Here is a 22,881-nt window from a genome sequence, read left to right as displayed (position 1 = left end):
AGTAAAACCATGAGCAGATTTCATAAAGTCAGAATCAAGAACATTGACCGCGAGACGCATGACAGCGTGACCGTGACCCTGGATGTGCCCGAGGCGCTCAAAGACACCTTCCGGTATACCCAGGGCCAGTACCTCACGTTCCGGCGCTACCACAACGGCGAAGAGCTCAGGCGCTCGTATTCCATCTGCTCCAGCCCGCTGGAGAACACTTGGAAAGTGGCCATCAAGAAAGTGCCCGAAGGCCGTTTCTCCTCTTTTGCCAATGAGGCGCTGCAACCCGGCGAGGAACTGGAGGTGATGCCGCCCATGGGCAGCTTCTTTACCCAACTGAACCCAGAGCAGCAGAAAAGCTACGTGATGGTGGCAGCCGGCAGCGGCATCACCCCCATTCTCTCCATCATCAAAACCATCCTGCTGTCTGAGCCCAAAAGCCAAGTGCTGCTGCTCTACGGAAACCGTGGGCGCAACTCCATCATGTTCAAGGAAGAGCTGGAAGGCCTTAAGAACAAATACCTTGACCGTTTCAGCCTCTACCATATCTTGAGCCGCGAGCACGGTGACACCGACCTTTTGTTTGGCCGCATTGACAAGCAGAAAACCGAGCTGTTCCTGCAGAAAATTATCAAAGCCCAGGAAATAGACGAGTGCTTTATCTGCGGGCCCGAGGAAATGATCTTCGGGGCGAAGGAAGCCCTGGAGGAAGCCGGGGTGGCCAAAGAGAAAATCCACTTTGAGCTTTTCACCACCGGGGAGGCAGGCCAGAAAGCTGCGGAGCGCAGGGAGCGCCCGGCCGGGGCCGAGGACAAGATCAGCAAGGTGCAGGTGCGCCTGGACGGTAATTACCTCAACCTGGAGATGTCTTACTACGGCAACACCATCCTGGATGCCGCCGCCGAGACCGGCGCCGACGTGCCCTATTCCTGCAAAGGCGGCGTGTGCAGTACCTGCCGCGCCAAGGTGCTGGAAGGCCAGGTGGAGATGGACGTTAATTATTCCCTGGAACCCGAAGAGGTGGCCGCCGGCTACATTCTCACCTGCCAGGCCCGCCCATTGACCGAGCGCGTAGTGGTGGACTTTGACCAGTAACCAGATTCAAATTCCGTTTTAAGCCTGTTTTCCCGAAAACAGGCTTAAAACGGAAGCGCATGCCAGGATGGCAATTTTAAACGTAAGAGAGTATTCAACTGTTAAGAAGGTATGGAAACGATCATAGATAAATCACTGGAAGAACTGTTTGAGGAGAAGATCGCAAACGAAATACGCATTGAGCCCAAAGACTGGATGCCCGACCAGTACCGCAAGACGCTGGTGCGCCAGATCTCGCAGCACGCCCACTCAGAGATTGTAGGCATGCTGCCCGAAGGCAACTGGATCACCCGAGCCCCCTCGCTCAAGCGCAAGGCCATCCTGCTCTCCAAGGTGCAGGATGAGGCCGGGCACGGCCTGTATTTGTATAGTGCCGCCGAAACCCTGGGCACCTCGCGCGACCAGATGATCAATGACCTGCACTCTGGCAAGGCTAAATATTCCAGCATCTTCAACTATCCCACCTTGTCCTGGGCCGATATCGGGGCCATTGGCTGGCTGGTGGACGGCGCGGCCATCATGAACCAGGTGCCGCTTATCAGGACCTCCTACGGGCCGTATGCGCGGGCCATGGTACGGGTGTGCAAGGAAGAAAGCTTCCACCAGCGCCAGGGCTTTGAGATCATGATGACGCTCTGCAACGGCGCGCCGGCCCAGAAGCAAATGGCCCAGGAAGCCTTTAACCGGTGGTGGTGGCCCACGCTCATGATGTTCGGGCCCAAAGACGAGGAATCCCCTAACACTGAGCAGTCCATGCGCTGGAAGATCAAGCGGTTCACCAATGATGAGCTGCGCCAGCGCTTCGTGGACATGATGGTGCCGCAGGCCGAGTTCCTGGGACTCTCCGTGCCCGACAAGGACCTGAAATGGAACGAGGCCAAGAACGGCTACGATTTCGGCGACGTGGACTGGGAAGAGTTCTGGAACGTGGTGAAAGGCAACGGTCCCTGCAACAAAGACCGCCTGAGCGCCCGCGTAAAGGCCCACGAGGAAGGCGCCTGGGTGCGTGAAGCCGCCCTGGTCCATGCCGAGAAACGCGCCCGCCGCGAAGCCGAAAAGCAAGTGTCGTAACCCCACCCATTTTCTCATTCATTCAACCACTCAATCTATCTATCAATCATTCAATGAGTCAGCAAAAAGAATGGCCGCTCTGGGAAGTCTTTATCAGAAGCAAGCAAGGCCTTGACCATAAACACGTGGGTAGCCTGCACGCCGCCGATGCCGAAATGGCGATCCAGAATGCCCGCGACGTGTACACCCGCCGCATGGAAGGGGTGAGCATCTGGGTAGTGGAATCCAAGAACGTGCACGCCTCCAACCCAGACGAGTCCGCCGCGTTCTTTGACCCGGCCAATGACAAAGTCTACCGGCACCCCACGTTCTATGAAGTGCCCCCCGAAATCAAAAACATGTAACGCCCATGGATTTACAGAATAAACCCACCCCGGGCCTACAGGAGTATTCTCCGGAACAGCGGGCGCTGCTTTTTGAATACACGCTGCAGCTGGCAGACACCAGCCTGATCCTGGGCCACCGCCTTTCTGAGTGGTGCGGCCACGGCCCCATCCTGGAGCAGGACCTGGCCATGGCCAACATCGCCCTGGACCTCATTGGAGAGACCCGCAGCCTCTTCCAGTACGCCGCCGAGCTGGAAGGCAAGGGCCGCACCGAGGATGACATGGCTTACCTGCGCGAGGCTGTGGAGTACCGGAACCCACTGCTAGTGGAGCAACCCAACGGCGATTTCGCCCATACCGTGCTGCGCCAGTTCCTTTTTGACGGCTTCCATTTCCAGTTGCTGCAGCAGCTGCAAGACAGTTCAGACAAAGGCCTGGCCGGTATTGCCGCCAAGTCGTTCAAAGAAGCCAGCTACCACCTCAAATGGAGCTCTGAGTGGGTCATCCGCCTCGGCGACGGCACTTCTGAAAGCAAAAGCCGCATCCAGAAAGCCATGGACAACCTCTGGCGGTACGCGGGAGAGCTCTTCACCATGACCGAGACCGAAAAGCAACTGGCCCAACAAGGCATTATCCCGGACTATGCTCCCTTAAAGGAGCAGTGGGACGCCCACGTGGCCAAAGTCTTTGCGGAAGCTACCCTGGAGGTACCCCAAAACGTGTTCATGCAGCAAGGCGGCAAAGCCGGAAGGCACTCTGAGCACCTGGGCTACATCTTGACCGAGCTGCAATACCTGCAACGGGCCTACCCCGGTTTGGAATGGTAAGGGCCTAGCCGTTTTAGGCCCGTTTTTAAGAAAACTGGCCCAAAACAGACAAACCTTTCCTGAGAAAGTCTAATATCTTGTGTCATACATCTTGTGTCTGTTATTGTGACCCCTGAAGAGAAAATATGGAGCCTGCTGGAAGAGGTCACGGACCCCGAGATACCGGTGCTCAGCATTCTGGACCTGGGGGTGTTGCGCAAGGTGCAGGTGCAGGAAAATGGCAAAGTGGTGGTCACCATCACTCCTACGTATTCGGGGTGCCCGGCCATGAATACCATTGCCGCCGACATTAAACTCAAGCTTCTTTCTGAAGGGTATAAAGACGTTACGGTAGACCTGCAGCTCAGCCCCGCCTGGACCACCGACTGGCTCACCCCCGAAGGAAAACAGAAGCTGGAGGCCTACGGCATAGCGCCGCCCGTGGAGCCCAACGGCGACATCCATGCGCTCTTTGGCCGGGACACCCAGGTGCGGTGCCCACTCTGTAAATCTGAGAACACCAAATTGATCAGCCAGTTCGGTTCTACCGCCTGCAAGGCCCATTACCAGTGCCAGGACTGCCTGGAACCCTTTGACTATTTCAAGTGCCTTAAATAAAGCTATGAACGAAAGCCCTTACCTCAACTATTCCCTGGAGAACGGAGTGGCCACCCTCACCCTGAACCGTCCCAGCGTCTATAACAGCTTCAACCGGGAGATGGCCCTGGCCTTGCAGTACCACCTGCGCGAATGCGCCAACAACGAAGCCGTGCGGGCGGTGCTCCTGACGGGAGAGGGCAAGGCCTTCTGCGCCGGACAGGACCTGGCCGAAGCCTCGGGCCCCGGGAGCCTGGAGATTTCTGAGATTGTGGTAGAGCACTATAACCCCATCATCCTGCTGCTCAGGCAACTTAATAAGCCGGTGGTAGCCGCCGTGAACGGGGTAGCTGCCGGGGCCGGCGCCAACCTGGCTCTGGCCTGTGACCTGGTGGTCGCCAAGGAATCGGCCTCGTTTATTCAGGCTTTCAGCAAGATCGGGTTGATCCCGGACAGCGCCGGCACCTTTTTCCTGCCGCGTCTGGTAGGCCTGCAACGCGCCTCGGCGCTGATGATGACCGGTGACAAGGTAAGCGCCCGCGAGGCTGTAGTGATGGGCATGATCTACAAAGCCTTCCCCGAGGAAACCTTTGCCGCCGAGGCGCAGGCCCTGGTGCAGAAACTGGCGCAGATGCCCACCAAAGGCCTGGCCTTTACCAAACAGCTTTTGAACAAGACCTTTCAGCACACCTTAGAGGAACAGCTCAAGCACGAGGCGGCGTACCAGCAGCAGGCGGGCCAGACCCTGGATTTCAAAGAAGGGGTAGAGGCATTTATCCAGAAACGGCAACCTAATTTTACCGGCCAATGATAGTAGGGATTATAGGAAGCGGGGCCATGGGCACGGGTATTGCCCAGGTCATTGCCACGGCGGGCCACAAGGTGCACCTGCTGGACAAAAACGCCAAGGCCCTGGAGCGCGCCACCCAGCAGATCAAAGACACCCTGGCCAAGCTCTCCAAAAAAGGGAAGCTCTCTGAGGTAGACGCCGCCGAGATCCAGGCCCGCATTAATTTCACCGAGGCCTACCAGGACTTTGGCAGCTGTGACCTGGTCTTGGAAGCCGTGGTGGAAGACCTGGAGGTAAAGCAAAACTTGTTCAGGGAGGTGGAAATGATTGTGCCTGAGGATTGTATCCTGGCCTCCAACACGTCTTCGCTATCCATTGCCTCCATTGCGGCCGCCTGTGAAAAGCCTGAGCGCTTTATTGGCATCCACTTCTTCAACCCGGCCCCGCTCATGCCGCTGGTGGAGATCATCCCGGCGGTACAGACCCGCCCAGGGCTGGCCCAGGAGGTGAAGCAACTGGTAGAATCCTGGGGCAAAAAGCCGGTGATCGCCAAAGACACGCCCGGCTTTATCGTGAACCGCGTGGCCCGTCCGTTTTACGGTGAGGCCCTGCGCGTATTGGAAGAAGGGATAGCGGACGTGGCCACCATTGACTGGGCAATGACTACTTTGGGCGGCTTTAAGATGGGGCCTTTCACGCTCATGGACTTTATTGGCCATGACGTGAACTACCGCGTCACGGAGTCCGTCTTCGCTGCCTTCTTCTTTGACCCGCGCTACAAACCTTCCTTCACCCAGAAACGCCTGTTTGAGGCCGGGTATTTCGGCAAGAAATCGGGACGGGGGTTCTATGATTACCGCGAGGGTGCCCCGCAGCCGAAACCAACCAAGGATGAGGCCCTGGGAAACCAGGTGCTGCACCGCATCCTGGCCCTGCTCATCAATGAGGCCATAGACTCCCTCTATTTAAACGTTGCCTCCAAAGAAGACCTGGAGCTCGCCATGACCAATGGCGTGAATTACCCCAAAGGCCTGCTGGCCTGGGCCGATGAACTGGGTCTGGAAAACGTGCTGGCTACCTTAGACTACCTATACCACGAGTACCACGAAGACCGTTACCGCGCCAGCCCTTTCTTGCGCCGCATGGTGCGGGAAAAGCGGCAGTTCTTCCAATAAGTACCATTTGCGTTTTGGGCCCGTTTTTCAGAAAACAGTCTCAAAACGCATCAACCAAAAGAAAAACACCACCATGAAGGAAGCATATTTAGTAGACGGCATCCGGACCCCCATCGGGAATTTCGGGGGTTCCCTGGCTCCGGTGAGGCCCGATGACCTGGGCGCTTTGGTCATCCAGGAACTGATGAAACGCAACCCCAGCGCTGACCCCATGGCCATTGCCGATGTGATCATGGGTTGCGCCAACCAGGCCGGCGAGGATAACCGCAACGTGGCCCGTATGTCTTTGCTGCTGGCAGGCTTGCCGTTTGCCATTCCCGGCGAGACGGTGAACCGGCTCTGCGCCTCCGGCTTATCGGCGGCGGTAGCCGCGGCCCGCGCCATCCAGTGCGGCCACGGAGAGCTGTTTGTGGCCGGCGGACTGGAGAACATGACTCGCGGGCCCTGGGTGATCTCCAAAACCAGCACGCCCTTCGGCCGCGACGCGCAGATGTATGACTCCAGCTTCGGCTGGCGTTTTGTGAACCCCCGCATCAAGGAGGCGTTTGGGGTAGACGGCATGGGCGAGACCGCCGAGAACCTGGCCCGCCGAGAAGGCATCACCCGCGAGGACCAGGATGCGTTTGCGGTTTGGTCCCAGCAAAAGGCGGCCAAGGCCCAGGAGGCCGGCCTCTTCGCTGAGGAAATCGTGCCGGTCTCTATTCCGCAGAAAAAAGGCGATCCCAAGGTGTTTGCCCAGGATGAATTCATGAAGCCTACTACCACCCTGGAGGTGCTGGCCAAACTGAAACCAGCTTTCCACAAAGAAGGTACCGTGACGGCGGGCAATGCCTCGGGCCTGAATGACGGGGCCGCCGCCCTGCTATTCGCTTCTGAAGAAGCTTTGAAGACATACAACCTTACCCCCAAGGCCCGCTTCGTGTCCATGGGCGCGGCTGGGGTAGAGCCCAAGTTCATGGGTTTCGGGCCGGTTCCCGCCACGGAGATGGCTCTAAAGGGCGCCGGGCTCACCATGAACGACATGGATTTGATTGAGATCAACGAAGCTTTCGCCTCCCAGGTGCTGGCCTGCCTGCGCGGCCTTAAAGTGGACGACCAGGATCCGCGCGTGAACCCGAACGGCGGCGCCATTGCCCTGGGTCACCCCCTGGGCATGAGCGGCGCCAGAATCCTGAACGCGGCGGCCCTGGAGCTGCACCGCCAAAAAAAGCGGTATGCGCTGGTGACCATGTGCGTGGGCGTGGGGCAAGGCTACGCGGCCATAATTGAGCGGGCATGATCTACGAATTCAACGGTTATATTCCGGTGGTGCATGAGAGCTCTTTCGTGCATCCGCAAGCCACGGTCACGGGCAACGTGATCATCGGCAAAAACGTGTATGTAGGTCCCGGCGCCGCTATCAGGGGCGACTGGGGCGAGATTGTCATTGAAGACAACTGCAACGTGCAGGAAAACTGCACCATCCATATGTTCCCCGGTACCACGGTGCACCTGAAGGAAATGGCGCACATCGGCCACGGTGCCATTATCCATGGTGCCACCATTGGCCGTAACGTGATGGTAGGCATGAACGCCGTGGTCATGGACCGGGTGGAGGTTGGTGACGAAAGCGTGGTAGGGGCGCTCTGTTTTCTGAAAGCAGATGAAAAAATCCCGCCCCGCAGCGTGGTGGTGGGCAATCCGCACAAAATCGTGAAACAGGTGAGTGATGAGATGCTAGCCTGGAAAACCGAAGGCACCCAGATCTACATGCAACTCCCTGCCGACTGCCACACCATTTTAAAGCCCTGCGAACCCTTGCGGGAAATACCCGAAAACCGCAAAAAGCAAGAGGCAGGCTACCAAACCTGGAACGAACGAAAAAGGGTGGAAAGCTAATTTCCGTTTTGGGCCTGTTTTTCAAAAAACAGGCCCAAAACGAATTCAAGTGTTTCCCTTCTTTGCAGCGTTAAAACAATTAACCACCAGCAAATAACAACCAAAAATATGACCGCAGTATTGCAGAATTACGCCATGGGCCAATGGACCCCCGGTTTTGGAAAAGAAAGCGAGATTTTAGATGCCGTCACCGGCGAGCAAATCTATACGGCATACAGCGGCGGCCTGGACTTTGCGGCCATGCTGGAATACGGCCGCGCTAAAGGCAATAAGGCCCTGCGCAAGATGACCTTCCAGGAGCGGGGACGCATGTTAAAGGCCCTGGCCCTGCACCTCACCGAGCGAAAAGAGGATTTCTACAAACTCAGCTACCGCACCGGCGCTACCCGCGCCGACAGCTGGGTAGACATTGAGGGCGGTATAGGTAACCTGTTCGCCTATGCCTCCCTGCGGAAGCAATTTCCGGACAAGCCGTATTTTGTGGAAGATGAGCCGGTAGGTTTGTCTAGGGGCGGCACGTTTATGGGGCATCATATTCTGGTGCCCAAAGAAGGAGTGGCCGTGCACATCAATGCCTACAACTTCCCGGTATGGGGCATGCTGGAAAAGATTGCCGTGAACCTGCTGGCCGGAATGCCGGCCATCGTGAAACCCGCGCCCATCACCGCGTTCCTCACCGAGGCCGTGGTGCGGGAAATCATCGCCTCCAAGCTCTTGCCGGAAGGCGCCTTGCAACTGGTGACCGGCTCCGGCGAAGGCATTCTGGACCATCTCACCTACCAGGACGTGGTCACCTTTACCGGGTCTGCCTATACCGGCCGCTTGCTCAAAGCGCATCCTCGCATTATCCAGGAAGCTGTTCCTTTCACCATGGAGGCAGACTCTCTGAACAGCTCGGTGCTGGGCGAGGACGCTGTGCCGGGTACTCCGGAGTTTGACTTGTTCATTAAAGAAATCAGGAAAGAGATCACCGCCAAGGCCGGGCAGAAATGTACCGCCATCCGGCGGGCCATTGTACCGGAGAAACTTGTGGAGGACGTGCAGATTGCCTTGGGCAAAGAGCTGTCTAAAACCGCCATCGGGGACCCGCAGGCCGAGGGCGTGCGCATGGGCGCTTTGGTAGGAAGGGAGCAACTCAAAAAGCTGCAGGACCAGGTACGCGACCTGGCCCGCGAGACGCCCATTGTGTACGGCGACCTGGACAAGGTGAACCTCATTGGCGCAGACCAGAACAAGGGCGCCTTTATCTCGCCCATTGTCATGCTGAACGCCCAGCCGTTTAAATTCACCCACACCCATGAGGTAGAGGCCTTCGGGCCGGTGGCTACTTTGATGCCCTACAAGGACCTAGGCGAGGCCATTGAACTCACCAAGCTGGGCAAAGGCTCTTTGGTGGCTTCTATTGCTACGGCAGACCCGGCTATTGCCCAGGAGTTTGCCATAGGCGCCGCCACCCACCACGGCCGCATACTAGTACTGGACAACGCCTGCGCCAAAGAAAGTACCGGCCACGGCTCGCCCATGCCCATGCTGACCCACGGCGGACCCGGAAGGGCCGGCGGCGGCGAGGAGATGGGTGGCGTGCGGGGCGTGAAGCACTTTATGCAGCGCACCGCCATCCAGGGATCGCCTACCATGATCACAGCCATCACGGGCGTGTACCAGCAGGGAGCCAAGCAAATTGAAAAAGACGTGCATCCTTTCCGGAAGCATTTTGAGGAGCTGGAGATCTCCGAAACCTGGGTCACGCACCGCCACACCGTCACGGAGGCAGACATCACCAACTTTGCTAACGTGTCTGGGGACCATTTCTACGCCCACGTAGACGCCACCTCGTTGGAAGGGACTTTATTTACCGGGAGGGTAGCCCATGGTTACTACATACTGTCCAAGGCGGCCGGTATGTTCGTGGACCCCAAGAAAGGGCCGGTGCTCTTGAACTACGGCCTGGAGAACTGCCGCTTCACCAAACCCGTGTACCCCGGTATGACCATTGGCGTGAAACTCACCGTGAAGGAGAAAGTAGGCCAGGAAAAACGCAGCGCCGAAGACGTGGCCAAAGGGATTGTGAAATGGCTGGTGGACGTCACCGATGAAACCGGCGAGACGGTGGCCATTGCCACCATTATGACCATGGTCAAAAAGCTGGACCAGGCCTAAAAATAGGAAGGAAGGCAGAAGCCGTTTTGAGCCTGTTTTCTGAAAAACGGTCTTAAAACAGTTTCTGCCTTCATCTACCTCAACTTATGAAAACAAGCGATTGAAAGGGCTGGTGGGAAACCTGCTAGCGCTTTCTTTTCGCTCCATCTTCAAAGCCAAAAGCACCGTTCCCAAATGACTGAAAAAGGTACTGTAGAATTAACTATCCAAGACGCCGGCATAGGCGTTATTTCTTTCTTCCACCCCTCACATAACTCCTTGCCCAGCGCGTTGTTAAATAAGCTGGCCCAAACCATTACGCAAGCCGGGCAAGACGAAAACGTCAAAGTAATTATCCTCAGGAGCGAGGGGGAAAGGACCTTCTGCGCCGGTGCTTCTTTTGATGAATTGATCGCTATCCAAAACAAGGAGCAGGGCCTGGAGTTTTTCTCTGGTTTTGCCAAGGTGATCAACGCCTGCCGCACCAGTCCCAAGATCATTATTGGCCGGGTGCAGGGCAAGGCCATTGGCGGCGGGGTAGGCGTGGCCGCGGCCACTGACTATTGCTTCGCCACGCAGCAGGCCTCGGTAAAACTTAGCGAGATTGCCGTGGGCATCGGGCCCTTTGTGGTTGGGCCGGCAGTGGAGCGCAAGATTGGGCTTGCCGCGTTTTCAGAGCTGGCCCTGGACGCCGGTGAGTTCCGGTCGGCGGCCTGGGCGAAAGAGAAAGGGTTATATGCGCACCTCTATGAGAGTACCCAAGAAATGGATGCGGCGGTACTGGCCTTCGCCGCCAAACTGGCCTCTTACAGCCCCGAAGCGCTTACCGCTTTAAAGCAGGTCTTCTGGCAGGGCACCGGGCACTGGGAGACGCTCCTGGTGCAACGCGCCGGCATCAGCGGCACGCTAGTGTTGTCTGACTTTACCCGCAACTTCATCCAGGGCTTCAAGCAGAAATAAAGACTGTTTCCTTTCTAAGGAGCCAAAAAGCCTTATTCTGTTTTAAGCCCGTTTTTTATAAAACAGGCCCAAAATAGAATAAGGCTTTTTTGTTGAATTAAGATTTTTGAACAAATGGACCTTAGTGTCTGATAATCAATTTCCGGGGGGAGGTTAGAGGCTTGCCTTCTTTATCCTGGAGATGCAGGAAATATAATCCAGGGATAAGGTGAGCCGTGGAAATCTTGATTTCCCGCTGGAAGGAAAACTCTTGGAGAACCTTTCCATCTGCCCGCGCTATTTTTACCTTTGCCTCTTTGGCATTAGGGCTATAGAAAAGGTGCACCTCCTCATCAGCGGGTACCGGAAATACCCTAAATTCAGGGGCTGCCACTTTAGTGCCTGCTACCGCAATAACTTTGGAATAAACAAAGGCGTGGTTTTCGTCTAGCTGCTTCAGGCGGTAATACACGGTAGAGGAGGAAGCGGTAGCATCTTTAAATGAATAGGCATTCACCACCTGGGAAGTGCCTTTCCCCGCTACGAATCCAATCGGCTCAAACCCTTGCATTTCTTCGGTTTTACGCTGTACCTCAAAGCCTTTGTTATCTTTTTCTGAGGCAGTTGACCAGCTTAACAAAATGGTGTGCTGCTGGCGCTTTCCTGTGAATTGCATAAGCTCTACCGGCAAAACATCTGGCCCAAAATTCACCTTGAAAGAAGAGGCTCCGAGAAGGGTTATTTGAACCTTCTTCGTCAATGGGTTATATGTGAATCCTTCCACCTTTTCTCCGGTCACCGAAAGGGGCGCCTGGTTTAAGGATGCGTTGATTATGGTGCTTTTACTGGCATAACCTTCTACTTCCAGGTCATTCAATTTTTGCCAGGCCAGGGTTGCGCGTTGGCTGGAAGTTAGCTGAAAGGAATCGCCATAGGTAAGGGTCTTCCCGGTTTCCAGAAACGCTTGCGCCATTTCCCCTGTTAGGTCCAGGGAATAAAAGGTGAACAGGGCATCTGAGGTGAGAACCTGTGGCAGGCTACTTAAGGTGGTTGCCACCGTATCTCCTAGAGCGAATGCCAGGTCCTGGTACGTATGACCTGCCGTCGTCAACGCGGCCGTTTGGGCGGTACTGATGGTTTTTACTTTAGCGGCCGAAGTGCGGTAGGGATGAAGCAGAGAAAGGAACTGTGCCTTTGGTTCGCCAGCCTTCTGTACCTGCAGGGTGGTATGGTTCTCCAGGGTATTATAGGTGACTTCATGCCCGTTATTGGCTTTGGCATAGCCGGTAGCCCCATTGGTGGCGGTTACGTGCGCCTTTAAGTTTACGCCGTTTTTCTGCCAGGTAGCAGAATGCCAGGCTAGGCTGTCCTGGAAGGTACCGGTAGTCGCGTTGCCGCCTTCCTGGCCGTAGCCGTGCAGTTGCCAGGTGTAGGTATGGGGGCTGGAAGAGCTGATGGCATCTGCCATCAAAAAGTAAGTGTCTCGCACAAAAAGGGTTTTGCGGGTGATAGTGGCGCCATGATAGGCCGTCCGGACCTCTCCGTAGCTCAGACGCCCGGTAGAAACGGAGTTTTGGATAAAGCCTTCGGCGTCATTCGTGGCACCGGAGGTTCCCATGGCCGGCCCCGCGCCATCTACCAGAATAAGGTTATGGTGCGGGCCTTCGCCCACGCTGCCCCGGTTGGTGTTGCTTAGGTATCCAGGGTCCAAAGCCAGTAATTGCCCTTGGGCATGTAAGATAAACGAACTGGCATCACCATGGTTATGGCCCCCGGAAACCCGTTGCACCTGGCCATTCTTGCCGTACAGGTGCAGATAACTGGCCAGCGTGTCATTCCCAGACCGGAAAACCAGGTTCCCACTGGCAGGTGAGGCGAGCAATTTTGGGTTAGTAGGAGAGGCGTAGGGTAGGTTGGCCGCCAGGTAAGCCGCCCGCATATCTACAGTAATATCTGTCAGCTGCTTATGGAGAGAGTTTAACTGGGTGGGGCCGAGATTAGTAAACGCCATGGGGTTGAGGTATTTACTTTTTCCCGTAAGGGCCAACTCCGGCATGGCCATGTCTATATAGGAGTCCTCCAGGGCAGGCATGCGGCCGTCTGGCATCTGTATGGCGGTTATCCAGTCATACAGCTTGTCATAGGCCGGATCATAAAAGGGATTCCGAATACTTCTGGTAGTAGTGTTATAGGTATAAGGTAACCGCCCGTCGGGTAGGAAATTGCCCATGGCCCTGATAAAAGGCAGGCAGTTCAGGAAAGCGTATTTGAAATAGTAGGGACCTTCGGCGTAGCCGGCCACGGCCAGGGTATCTGATTGCCGGTTGGCATCTCGCCACAACACATTGTCCAGGTGGAAGAGGCCGGTGTTAATCCATTTGGTAGGCTGCAGGTTAGCATCTGTGCTGCCCACATCATTTAACACCACCGCCGACAAGCCCAGGGCCGCCGTTGTCATGAGGGTATGGTTATTCTTGATCTGGTTGAAAAAAACAAACCCAAAATAAGGAGTTATGGTTTGTTTGTGGAGGTTCCCGGCAAACTCCTGCAGCTTGATTCTAGTTAGGGCCAAGGCCTCATTTGAATAGCCTGCGCCCTTTAACAGGTCATAGGCCACCATATAATCTATCAACTCTTTTGACCGCCATTGCCATTCCGTATAGCTGGAAAAAGGTTCGACGGCGGTGTTGATGTTTTCCAGAAGGCCCTTGGTTTTGGTGAACAGGGCAGTGCGTTCGGCTTCCGTTAAAAGCCCAATGGTGCCATCCTGCGGTTTGCGGTTTAGCAACACAACAAAAGCAGCGTTTTTGGCAAAAGTGGCCCGGGATCTTCGGCCATTGGAAGTGGTGTTATCTGTGGGTTCCGTAGCAACTACACCGCTATATAAGCCGGCATAAAGCTGAAACTTTTCCCCAACTGAAACAGCCTGCTGCACCGCCGGTACCTGGGACGCTTTCAGTAAGGTGCGGGGAAATGTGAGATCAGCATTTCCCGGGCCCCAGCTTCCGGTTTGGCCATACCCCGGGCTAACCTGGAAAAAAACAAAAAATAAGAACAGGGGGGATAAAACAGGTAATAGTTTCTTCATATAGTGATAAGCAAGCCAAAGATGAGGGTTCTAAGTGATTGCCCAAGAGATTAGAACAAGAAAGAGTTCCCAGTAAAAGACAAGTTTCCTATCAGAGGAATATAGATTGTTTAAATAATGTAATTAAAGATTTTCAAGAGCCCAATTGTGCGCAAGAGATACCTAAAAGATAGAAGTCCTATAATAGAAAGCCTTTAAATAAAAGATGTCATTCTTGTCAAGAAATGAAAAAGGCGGCGCAATCTGTTAAAGGGAAATTCCAAAACTAACCAATTGCCAGACCGTAAGTTCTTAAGGCTTACCGCCCAGGCGGATATTCTCATGTACCACCATACCAGATAATCATATGTGGCAACCAATTCCCAGGCTTTACCACGGTATAGCTGATGCTTCTTTTGTACCGGCAGTGGCCACTGCGCCAGAAACTATAGGATTTGAACAGGAACAGACCGCTACCACCCTCTGCCGGATTATTAGTGCCGGCACCCTAATTTCGGGGCTCATCACGAAAGCCGAATGGGGGGCAGTCCCGGTCATGCCCTTCAAGGCGCACGTTGCCCTTGATTTGGGAATAGGCCTCTTTTCCCTTGCCGCTCCCTGGGTTTTCGGGTTTGCAGATAATGCTAAAGCCAGGAACACTTTTTTGGCCATGGGAGCTGTGGGTGTCTTGGTCAGTGCCCTTACCCAGGTTGATGAAATGGACCCCGAAAAAGAAAGAAAACTAAAACGGAAAGCAGAATCTTACCCTGCTTTGTAGCGCCATTTCACTGGCAAAGTATCGGCCCAAAATTCTTAGGGAACAGCGTGTTTTGAGCCTGTTTTAGTAAAAGTAGGCTTAAAACACACCTGATGCTTTTGGCTCTATTTCAATTCTTTATCGGAGTGATTAAAAGTCAACAGAACATTGCCATAACCCAGCCATTAAGCAGTACGTTAATAGCGGCATGAGTCGTGCCTTTGTGAAAGAAGATGACGCGGGCGAAGCGCCCATTATTCCGCCCAGGGCCGCCTTGCCTGCGAGCACGCCCAACTATGTCACTCCCCGTGGGCTGGAGCAACTCAGGAATGAACTGGCGGCTATGGAAACAGAACGGTCCAAAGCCGAGTTGGACCGGGAAGACGCTGCCAACCGCACCCGCCAACTGACTATCCTCAAAGCTCAAATAAGTGCCTTATTGGAACGGTTGAACAGCGCCAAACTTATTGACCCCGCCAACCAACCCCAGGACCAGGTACGGTTTGGGGCCACGGTTACCATCAAAACGATCAAAGGCCCCAAACCTGGCCTTATCAGAACCTTTACGCTGGTAGGGGTAGATGAAGCCTCTCTGCCCGAAGGCCGGATCGCGTTTGTTGCCCCCATTGCCAAAGCCTTGCAGGGAGCCACGCTGGGACAAAACCTTTCTTTGAAATTTGGACCCACTGAGGAAGAGGTGCAGGTAACCGGGATTTCCTATGAGTCACCGGACTAGTTTCCCGTCAATTACATCAAATGAAGACAGCACTTTCGCTTTTAATAAGCAAGTGCTGTTTTGCTTTGTGGGCTTTTCATCCCGTTTAACCAGTTCGAATTTCAGTTATTTTATTTCCCGTGGCCTTTTTAGAGAGAGAACAAAGGCAAGCGGAAGGAGGGAAACCTCCCGAAGGAAACAGGATTCCGTTTTAAAGCCGTTTTTCCAAAAACTGCCCCAAACCAGGGGCTAGGCAAGGTCTTAACGAGGTAGATAATTCTTCAGAAAAAGGCTAACCGCTTAGGGGTCAGGATATAAATAAAAAAAGCTCCACCGCCAGGTGGAGCTTTGTAGCGGGGAGGGGAGTTGAACCCCTGACCTCAGGGTTATGAATCCTGTGCTCTAACCAACTGAGCTACCCCGCCTTTTACGGGTGCAAATGTAGGAGAAAGAATTATAACCACACAAGTTTTTTTCTATAAAATATTTTCCTTTACTTGAGAAACATAAGCCGCCCCCATCTTACCTATACCCTTATCAGTACTTTTGCTTTCCTGTCTATGAGTAAAATAAAGTTTGTCCGAGAGTATTCCCTCAATGCCTCGCCCAAAATGTTGTACCCTTACCTTAGTACGGCCTCGGGGTTGGCCCAATGGCTTTGTGAGTCTGCCCAGCAGATCGGCGACCGTAAATACCGGCTCACCTGGGACAACCAGAATTACATTGCCGAAATGACTAGCCACCGTACCAATAAATCAGTGCGGTTAACCTTCCCTGAAACAGGCAACGGCGTGCCCCATGACTACAGTTACATTGACTTTACCATAGAAACAAGTGAGCTTACCCAGGAACAATATCTGCGCGTGATAGACTATACAGACGTGGGAGACGTTGAACAGCTAGCCGAACTTTGGGATAACCAGGTGCTGACCTTACGGGAGTTGATTGGCGGATAACCATAGTTTCCGCCTCTTTTCGTAATTTTGGCCCCTTCTGGGGTGCCGGACTGACCTTGGCCTGGGCACACAGAACTGGCTCGCTTGCATGAAAAAATTAGATAAACTTATTCTCAAGTCCTTTATTGGGCCCTTTGTTCTCACGTTTGCGGTGGTGGAATTCATTCTACTGCTGCAGGTGATTCTCAAGTACCTGGATGACCTGATAGGGAAAGACCTGGGGGCGGGCGTGATTGCAGAACTACTCTTCTATTTCAGCCTGAACCTGGCGCCCATGGCCTTCCCGCTGGCCATCCTCCTGTCTTCCCTTATGACCTTTGGGAACCTGGGCGAGCACCATGAGCTTACGGCTATCAAAACCTCCGGTATTTCTTTGGTAAGAGCGCTGCGCCCGGTCTTTTTCTTTGCGGTGTTGCTAACCATTGCTGCCTTTTTCTTCCATAATACCATTGTTCCCAAAGCTAACCTCAAGGCGTACAGCCTCATGTGGGACATCCGGCAGAAGAAGCCTTCTTTAGATCTCAAGGAAGGGTCATTCTACAACGGGTTGCCCAACCGCAGCATTCGGGTAGGCAAGAAGTTCCCAGACGGGCAAACGCTCAAAGACATCATGATCTATGACCACAGCAACGGGCAGGGCAACGCCATTGTGATGCTGGCAGACTCAGGCAAGATGTACACCCAGTTCAATGACCAATATCTGGTCCTGGAGATGTTCAACGGCAAGACCTTCGCTGAGGACCGCTCTAGCAACCCCAATGCCTATGGGCAAAGTAGTGGGTACCTGCGCCAGGCTTTTTCCAAGAACAAGATTGTGGTGAACTTATCCTCCTTTCAGATGACCCGCACCAACTCGCAGTGGTTTTCTGAAAACAAGATGATGAAGAACATCAACCAACTCAGCCAGGTCACTGACTCCCTGCAGAAGCAGATCACCACCGAAACCAAGCTACTGGAACCTAACGTGCGGCCTTTCTATTCTTATTACGGGTCTAAAACTTACACTGATACCTTACAGCTGAAAAACTATAAACTGGGGAAGCTGCCGGCTATTACCCTGGAAGACGTGCGCACCGCCTCCAATGCCGCCCGCAACGTGAAGAGCTTTACCAGTTCCTATGCCTCTCGACTGGCTACCATCAAGCGGGAGCATAACAACTATGAGATTGAGATCTACCGCAAGTTCACCCAGGCTTTTGCCTGTTTTATCATGTTCCTGATCGGGGCTCCGCTGGGCGCCATTATCAGAAAGGGCGGTTTGGGTATGCCAGTGATCATTTCTATTGCCTTTTTCATCGTCTACTACGTGATGAGCATCCTGGGCGAGAAATGGGGCAGGGAAGGAGTGGCCCCGGTAGCCTTAGGTATGTGGGCGGCCAACCTGATTCTGTTGCCGGTGGGTATCTTCTTTTTGTACCAGGCCCGCAATGACTCCAGTTTGCTGGAGTTTGACTTCTGGCGGAAAATAGCCGCCAGGTTCCAACGGACAAAGATGGCCTAAAGAAATACAGGGACTTTATTTAATGAAGAATTTGAATATTTGGGTTTGATTGCTAACTTTGCGGCTTATAAAAACGACTGCAAAAAAAAGATTAGTACATTTAGACGCAATGAAATTAACTACCGAAGCGAAAAAAGAAATCTTCCAAACCAGCGGTTATTCAAAACTAGACACCGACACCGGGTCTGCTGAATCACAAATCGCGCTGTTTACTGCCAGAATTAATCACCTGACAGACCACCTTAAAGTTCACAAAAAAGACTTCTCCACTCGGTTGGGTCTTTTGAAACTGGTTGGTAAGAGAAGAAGATTGTTGAATTACCTTATTAAGACTGACATTACGCGCTACCGCGCTATTATCGCTGAATTAGGCATTCGTAAATAACATACTTTTAAAGATTAGGGAATTCATCAACAGGATTCCCTAATCTTTTTTTTTGCCTTTGCATTCCTCTCTTTCTTTTAGCGCCCTTGGCTCTCTGCCTTTGGGTGCCTTTTACATTGATTGCCTCTTATTTCAAGAACGATGTCATATAACGCTATAACTAAAACCATCCGCATGGCCAGTGGCCGTGATATTACCATTGAAACCGGCAAGCTTGCCAAGCAGGCAGACGGTTCTGTGGTAGTGAAATGCGGAAATGCCATGTTACTGGCCACCGTGGTCTCTAACATTGGAGCCCGTGAAGGAGTTGATTTCCTTCCCCTGTCTGTTGACTACCAAGAGAAATTCGCCTCTTCCGGTAAAATACCTGGTGGTTTCCTGAAAAGGGAAGCCCGTCTGTCTGATTATGAAGTATTGATCAGCCGCCTGGTTGACCGTATCCTTCGCCCTATGTTCCCAGATGATTACCATTCTGAGACCCAGGTGATCATCAACCTTATTTCAGCTGATGCTGAGATTCTGCCAGATGCCTTAGCCGCCCTGGCTGCTTCAGCGGCCCTGTCTGTTTCTGATATTCCTTTCAACGGCCCTATCTCAGAAGTGAGAGTAGCCCGTATTGACGGCCAGTTCCAGATCAACCCCTTGCTTTCTGACCTGAAGCGTGCTGATATCGACCTGATTGTAGGTGGTACCGCAGACAGCGTAGCCATGGTGGAAGGCGAGATGAGCGAGGTGTCTGAAGAAGAGATGCTGGAAGCTATTAGAGTAGCCCATGCCGCTATCAAAGAGCAGGTTGCCGTACAGGTAGAACTTGGTCTTGAAGTAGGCAAAACCACAAAGCGCGAATACAGCCATGAGACCAATGATCCTGAATTGAAGGAATTGATCTTCAAAGCTGTTTATGACAAAGCCTATACCGTAGCTGCCTCTGGCAACAAGGTAAAAGCAGAGCGCAAGACCTCCTTTAAAGAAATTAAAGACGAGTTTGTAGCTTCTCTTCCAGAAGACCATACGTATGACGCTGCTTTGATTGGAAAGTATTTCCATGACGCAGAGAAAGACGCTGTACGTGACGTGGTCTTGAAAGAGCGTCGCCGCTTAGACGGTCGTGCCCTGGACGAGATCAGACCTATTTGGTCAGAAATCAACTACCTGCCAAGTGCACATGGTTCTGCCGTGTTCACCCGCGGGGAAACCCAATCGTTGACCACCGTTACTTTAGGTACCAAATTAGATGAGCAGATGATTGATGGCGCCATGTTCTCTGGCTACAACAAATTCATGCTGCATTATAACTTCCCTCCATTCTCTACCGGTGAGGCCAAGCCTATGCGTGGTACCGGCCGTAGAGAGGTAGGACACGGTAACCTGGCCATGCGTTCTTTGAAGAAGGTGTTGCCGCCAGAAGATGAAAACCCATACACCATCCGTATTGTCTCTGACATTCTGGAATCTAACGGTTCTTCTTCTATGGCTACCGTTTGCGCGGGTACTTTGGCCCTGATGGATGCCGGTATTCAGATCAAAGCGCCGGTTTCTGGTATTGCCATGGGTCTGATCATGGATGAGACCACCGGTAACTTTGCCGTTCTTTCTGACATCTTAGGCGATGAAGATCACCTGGGTGACATGGACTTTAAAGTGACCGGTACGGCTAAAGGCATTACTGCCTGCCAGATGGACATCAAAGTGAAAGGTCTTTCTTTTGAGATTTTAGGTCAGGCCTTGTCTCAAGCCAGAAACGGCCGTCTGCATATCTTAGGTGAAATGAACAAAACCATTTCTCAGCCTAACGCAGACTTCAAACCGCATACGCCACGTTCTACCAATATCATCATTGAGAAAGAATTCATTGGTGCTATCATTGGACCAGGTGGTAAAGTGATCCAGCAGATCCAGCGTGATTCTGGTGCTGTGATCCAGATTGAGGAGAAAAACGACAAAGGTTACGTGAACGTGTTCGCCACGAACCAGGACGCCATGCAGATGGCCGTTTCCAAGATCAAAGCCATTGTGGCCGTGCCAGAAGTAGGAGAGGTGTACACCGGCAAGGTGAAATCTATCCAGCCGTATGGTGCCTTTGTAGAGTTCATGGCCGGAAAAGACGGCTTGTTACACATCTCTGAGGTGAAGTGGGAGCGACTGGAGAGTATGGAAGGTGTGTTGGAACTAGGGGAGGAAATCCAGGTGAAACTGGTGGACGTTGATCCTAAGACCGGTAAATTCAAGCTATCTCGCAAAGCGTTGCTGCCAAGACCAGAGCGCTCAGAAGCAGCTCCTAAAAAAGACTAACCTTATTGCGTCCTTCGCCTGGCCAAACTCGTTCCACATAGAACAAGTGGGTCAGGCGAATGGGCTTTCTTCTACATTTAAGAAGAAGAAAAGCCTTGGAATTGTACTAGTTAGCAGGTGTTTTCAAAATATGAGAACTTTTGGAGCTTAGGTAGGTGTTCTTAACACAGCCTACCAATTAAGAGACTTACACAGATAGAAATACACTCCAATGAGACAGCTGAAAATAAGCAAGCAGATTACCAACCGCGAAAGCCAATCCCTAGACAAGTACCTACAGGAGATTGGCAAGGTGGACTTGCTCACCCCGGATGAGGAGGTAACGCTTGCCCAGCGCATCAGAGAAGGCGATCAGTTCGCCCTCGAGAAATTAACCAAAGCCAACCTTCGCTTCGTGGTGTCGGTGGCAAAGCAGTACCAGAACCAGGGGCTTTCCCTGGGTGACTTGATCAATGAAGGCAACTTAGGCCTGATCAAAGCCGCGAAACGTTTTGATGAAACCCGCGGTTTTAAATTCATCTCTTACGCCGTTTGGTGGATTCGTCAGTCTATTCTACAGGCCCTGGCTGAGCAGTCCCGGATTGTGCGTTTGCCTTTGAACCGCGTAGGTTCCCTGAACAAAATTTCCAAGTCTTTCTCAGAGCTGGAGCAGAAATTTGAGCGGGAGCCATCTCCTGAGGAAATTGCTGAAGTGCTGGAACTTACCACCGCTGAGGTAGTGGATACCTTGAAGATCTCTGGCCGCCACGTGTCTGTAGACGCCCCGTTTGTGCAAGGCGAGGAAAACCGTTTATTAGACGTGCTGGAAAACGAAGACGAAGAGTCTCCGGACACCGGCCTGATGAATGATTCCCTGCGTAAAGAGGTACAACGCGCGCTTTCTACGTTGACGAAACGTGAGGCAGACGTGATCACCCTTTACTTCGGACTGAACGGAGAGCACTCCCTTACCCTGGAAGAGATTGGCGAGAAATTCAACCTGACCCGTGAGCGCGTGCGTCAGATCAAAGAAAAAGCGATCAGACGTTTACGCCACACTTCCCGTAGCAAGGCTTTAAAGCCTTACCTGGGATAAGGATTCCTGACATAAACCTTTTAAAGCCCTGGCTCTTTCCGGCCAGGGCTTTTTTTATACCTCACACAAGCTATTCTTTCCGTTTTAAGCCTGTTATTTGAAAAACGGGCCCAAAACAGAATGTTGGCCTTCAGTTCAAAATGAAAGGTTTACCCCAGGCAACCACGCATGAGGCCTTACTTTCTTTCATTAATGATACTTTTGCCTTGAAGCGGCAGGCTAGGTCTTTTCCTATTTTCTCTCAAATAGAGTAAACCTAATTCAGACATCCCTGACAACAGGAGGGAAGCTGCCCCCGTCCGTGAATTTTTTCGTAATATTGCACTCCAAATTATTACCTGATATGGAAAACCAAAAGGAAAGCGTGAAATGCCTGATCATCGGTTCTGGCCCTGCGGGCTACACCGCCGCCATTTACGCTTCGCGTGCCGGGTTAAAACCGGTCATGTACCAAGGCTTGCAGCCTGGTGGTCAGTTGACCATCACCAATGACGTAGAAAATTACCCAGGGTACCCTACCGGCGTGAACGGCCCCCAGATGATGGAGGAATTCCGCCAGCAGGCAGAGCGGTTCGGGACTGATATCCGGTATGGGATTGCCACTTCCGTAGACTTCTCCGGAAAGCCCCATAAGGTCACTATAGATGAGCAGAAAGAAATAGAGGCAGACACGGTGATCATAGCTACCGGCGCCTCGGCCAAATGGCTGGGTCTTGAGTCTGAGGCCCGCCTGAACGGGAACGGCGTTTCTGCCTGCGCCGTGTGTGACGGTTTCTTTTACCGCGGCCAGGACGTAGCCATTGTGGGCGCCGGTGATACTGCCTGCGAGGAAGCCCACTATCTTTCCAACCTTTGCAAAAAGGTCTATATGATTGTGCGCCGCGACGAAATGCGAGCCTCTATCATTATGCAAAACCGGGTTAAGAATACCCCCAACATTGAGATTCTCTGGAACAGCGTGACCGAGGAAATCATTGGCGATGACGTAGTTACCGGGGCTAAAATCAAGAATACCTTAACCGGAGAACTGAAGGATATTGCCGTTTCTGGTTTCTTTGTGGCCATTGGGCATGAGCCTAATTCCAAGATCTTCCAGCCCTACCTGGCCCATGATGAGAGCGGGTATCTGAAAACCATTCCGGGTACGGCCCAAACTAATGTTGACGGCGTGTTCGCCTGTGGCGATGTGCAGGATAACGTGTACCGGCAGGCGGTTACGGCAGCTGGTACCGGTTGCATGGCCGCTTTGGACGCTGAGCGCTATCTGGCCGCCCTGCATGACCAATAAATAAATTCAGAAAAGCCTCAATTCAGTTGCCCAGGCAA

Annotated in this window: 20 protein-coding genes and 1 tRNA gene; 19 read left to right on the top strand and 2 right to left on the bottom strand. The window is 53.0% G+C overall.

Translation table 11 applies throughout. The annotated features are described in order from the left end of the window. Nucleotides 1–9: 9 nt before the first annotated feature. From paaE to ACYVJQ_RS09830, 11 genes are all read left to right on the top strand, one after another. Complete coding sequence (paaE, locus tag ACYVJQ_RS09880) at nt 10–1,086, top strand: 1,2-phenylacetyl-CoA epoxidase subunit PaaE (RefSeq protein ID WP_460892909.1); 1,077 nt, start codon at nt 10–12, stop codon at nt 1,084–1,086. A gap of 111 nt (nt 1,087–1,197) precedes the next feature. Beyond that, nucleotides 1,198–2,157 carry a 1,2-phenylacetyl-CoA epoxidase subunit PaaA gene (gene paaA, locus ACYVJQ_RS09875; RefSeq protein WP_460892908.1) on the top strand — a complete coding sequence of 320 codons (960 nt, stop codon included), beginning with the start codon at nt 1,198–1,200 and terminating at the stop codon, nt 2,155–2,157. Nucleotides 2,158–2,210: 53 nt separating this feature from the next. Continuing rightward, nucleotides 2,211–2,501: a 1,2-phenylacetyl-CoA epoxidase subunit PaaB gene (gene paaB, locus ACYVJQ_RS09870; protein WP_460892907.1), complete on the top strand. Its 291-nt coding sequence runs from the start codon at nt 2,211–2,213 to the stop codon at nt 2,499–2,501. Between the two features lie 5 nt (nt 2,502–2,506). Beyond that, entirely contained in the window at nt 2,507–3,310 is an 804-nt protein-coding gene (gene paaC / locus ACYVJQ_RS09865) for a 1,2-phenylacetyl-CoA epoxidase subunit PaaC (RefSeq protein ID WP_460892906.1), read from the top strand. A 93-nt stretch (nt 3,311–3,403) separates the two neighbouring features. Beyond that, nucleotides 3,404–3,907 (top strand): 1,2-phenylacetyl-CoA epoxidase subunit PaaD, encoded by a 504-nt coding sequence (gene paaD, locus ACYVJQ_RS09860; RefSeq protein WP_460892905.1) that lies wholly within the window; start codon nt 3,404–3,406, stop codon nt 3,905–3,907. A 4-nt stretch (nt 3,908–3,911) separates the two neighbouring features. After that, nucleotides 3,912–4,697, top strand: a complete 786-nt coding sequence (locus ACYVJQ_RS09855; protein WP_460892904.1) for an enoyl-CoA hydratase-related protein — start codon at nt 3,912–3,914, stop codon at nt 4,695–4,697. Then, nucleotides 4,694–5,851, top strand: a complete 1,158-nt coding sequence (locus ACYVJQ_RS09850) for a 3-hydroxyacyl-CoA dehydrogenase NAD-binding domain-containing protein (protein ID WP_460892903.1) — start codon at nt 4,694–4,696, stop codon at nt 5,849–5,851. Before ACYVJQ_RS09855 ends, ACYVJQ_RS09850 begins: the two co-directional genes overlap by 4 nt. Nucleotides 5,852–5,924: 73 nt before the next feature. Then, nucleotides 5,925–7,130, top strand: a complete 1,206-nt coding sequence (pcaF, locus tag ACYVJQ_RS09845) for a 3-oxoadipyl-CoA thiolase (protein ID WP_460892902.1) — start codon at nt 5,925–5,927, stop codon at nt 7,128–7,130. Beyond that, nucleotides 7,127–7,729, top strand: a complete 603-nt coding sequence (locus tag ACYVJQ_RS09840) for an acyltransferase (RefSeq protein ID WP_460892901.1) — start codon at nt 7,127–7,129, stop codon at nt 7,727–7,729. The genes pcaF and ACYVJQ_RS09840 overlap by 4 nt, the downstream gene beginning before the upstream one ends. A gap of 108 nt (nt 7,730–7,837) precedes the next feature. Continuing rightward, nucleotides 7,838–9,889, top strand: coding sequence for a phenylacetic acid degradation bifunctional protein PaaZ (paaZ, locus tag ACYVJQ_RS09835; protein ID WP_460892900.1), 2,052 nt, complete (start codon nt 7,838–7,840; stop codon nt 9,887–9,889). A 174-nt stretch (nt 9,890–10,063) separates the two neighbouring features. After that, entirely contained in the window at nt 10,064–10,828 is a 765-nt protein-coding gene (locus ACYVJQ_RS09830) for an enoyl-CoA hydratase/isomerase family protein (protein ID WP_460892899.1), read from the top strand. 121 nt (nt 10,829–10,949) lie between these two features. On the opposite strand, the gene ACYVJQ_RS09825 is transcribed toward ACYVJQ_RS09830, so the two are convergent. Beyond that, on the bottom strand, nt 10,950–13,598 hold the full coding sequence (locus ACYVJQ_RS09825; protein ID WP_460892898.1) for a heparinase II/III domain-containing protein: 2,649 nt from the start codon (nt 13,596–13,598) through the stop codon (nt 10,950–10,952). Nucleotides 13,599–14,241: 643 nt separating this feature from the next. On the opposite strand from ACYVJQ_RS09825, the gene ACYVJQ_RS09820 reads away from it, so the two are divergent. Further along, nucleotides 14,242–14,652: an SPW repeat domain-containing protein gene (locus tag ACYVJQ_RS09820; RefSeq protein WP_460892897.1), complete on the top strand. Its 411-nt coding sequence runs from the start codon at nt 14,242–14,244 to the stop codon at nt 14,650–14,652. Between the two features lie 187 nt (nt 14,653–14,839). Further along, complete coding sequence (locus ACYVJQ_RS09815; protein WP_460892896.1) at nt 14,840–15,367, top strand: GreA/GreB family elongation factor; 528 nt, start codon at nt 14,840–14,842, stop codon at nt 15,365–15,367. A gap of 330 nt (nt 15,368–15,697) precedes the next feature. On the opposite strand, the gene ACYVJQ_RS09810 is transcribed toward ACYVJQ_RS09815, so the two are convergent. After that, nucleotides 15,698–15,771, bottom strand: a tRNA-Met gene (locus tag ACYVJQ_RS09810). 135 nt (nt 15,772–15,906) lie between these two features. Between ACYVJQ_RS09810 and ACYVJQ_RS09805 the strand changes: the two genes are divergently transcribed. The 6 genes from ACYVJQ_RS09805 (at nt 15,907) to trxB (ending at nt 22,843) form a co-directional block, all read left to right on the top strand. Next, nucleotides 15,907–16,302, top strand: a complete 396-nt coding sequence (locus tag ACYVJQ_RS09805) for an START-like domain-containing protein (RefSeq protein WP_460892895.1) — start codon at nt 15,907–15,909, stop codon at nt 16,300–16,302. Nucleotides 16,303–16,390: 88 nt separating this feature from the next. Next, nucleotides 16,391–17,803, top strand: coding sequence for an LptF/LptG family permease (locus ACYVJQ_RS09800; RefSeq protein WP_460892894.1), 1,413 nt, complete (start codon nt 16,391–16,393; stop codon nt 17,801–17,803). A gap of 109 nt (nt 17,804–17,912) precedes the next feature. Beyond that, nucleotides 17,913–18,188: a 30S ribosomal protein S15 gene (gene rpsO / locus ACYVJQ_RS09795; RefSeq protein WP_460892893.1), complete on the top strand. Its 276-nt coding sequence runs from the start codon at nt 17,913–17,915 to the stop codon at nt 18,186–18,188. A gap of 141 nt (nt 18,189–18,329) precedes the next feature. After that, a complete protein-coding gene (gene pnp, locus ACYVJQ_RS09790) occupies nt 18,330–20,480 on the top strand; it encodes a polyribonucleotide nucleotidyltransferase (protein WP_460892892.1) in 2,151 nt (716 codons plus the stop codon). A gap of 211 nt (nt 20,481–20,691) precedes the next feature. Then, a complete protein-coding gene (locus ACYVJQ_RS09785) occupies nt 20,692–21,555 on the top strand; it encodes a sigma-70 family RNA polymerase sigma factor (protein WP_048920485.1) in 864 nt (287 codons plus the stop codon). A 343-nt stretch (nt 21,556–21,898) separates the two neighbouring features. Then, a complete protein-coding gene (gene trxB, locus ACYVJQ_RS09780) occupies nt 21,899–22,843 on the top strand; it encodes a thioredoxin-disulfide reductase (protein ID WP_460892891.1) in 945 nt (314 codons plus the stop codon). Nucleotides 22,844–22,881 lie beyond the last annotated feature (38 nt).

Source organism: Rufibacter soli (assembly GCF_054781795.1).
The sequence above is the reverse complement of the archived record's forward strand: the minus strand, read 5'-3'. Positions and strand labels throughout refer to the sequence as shown.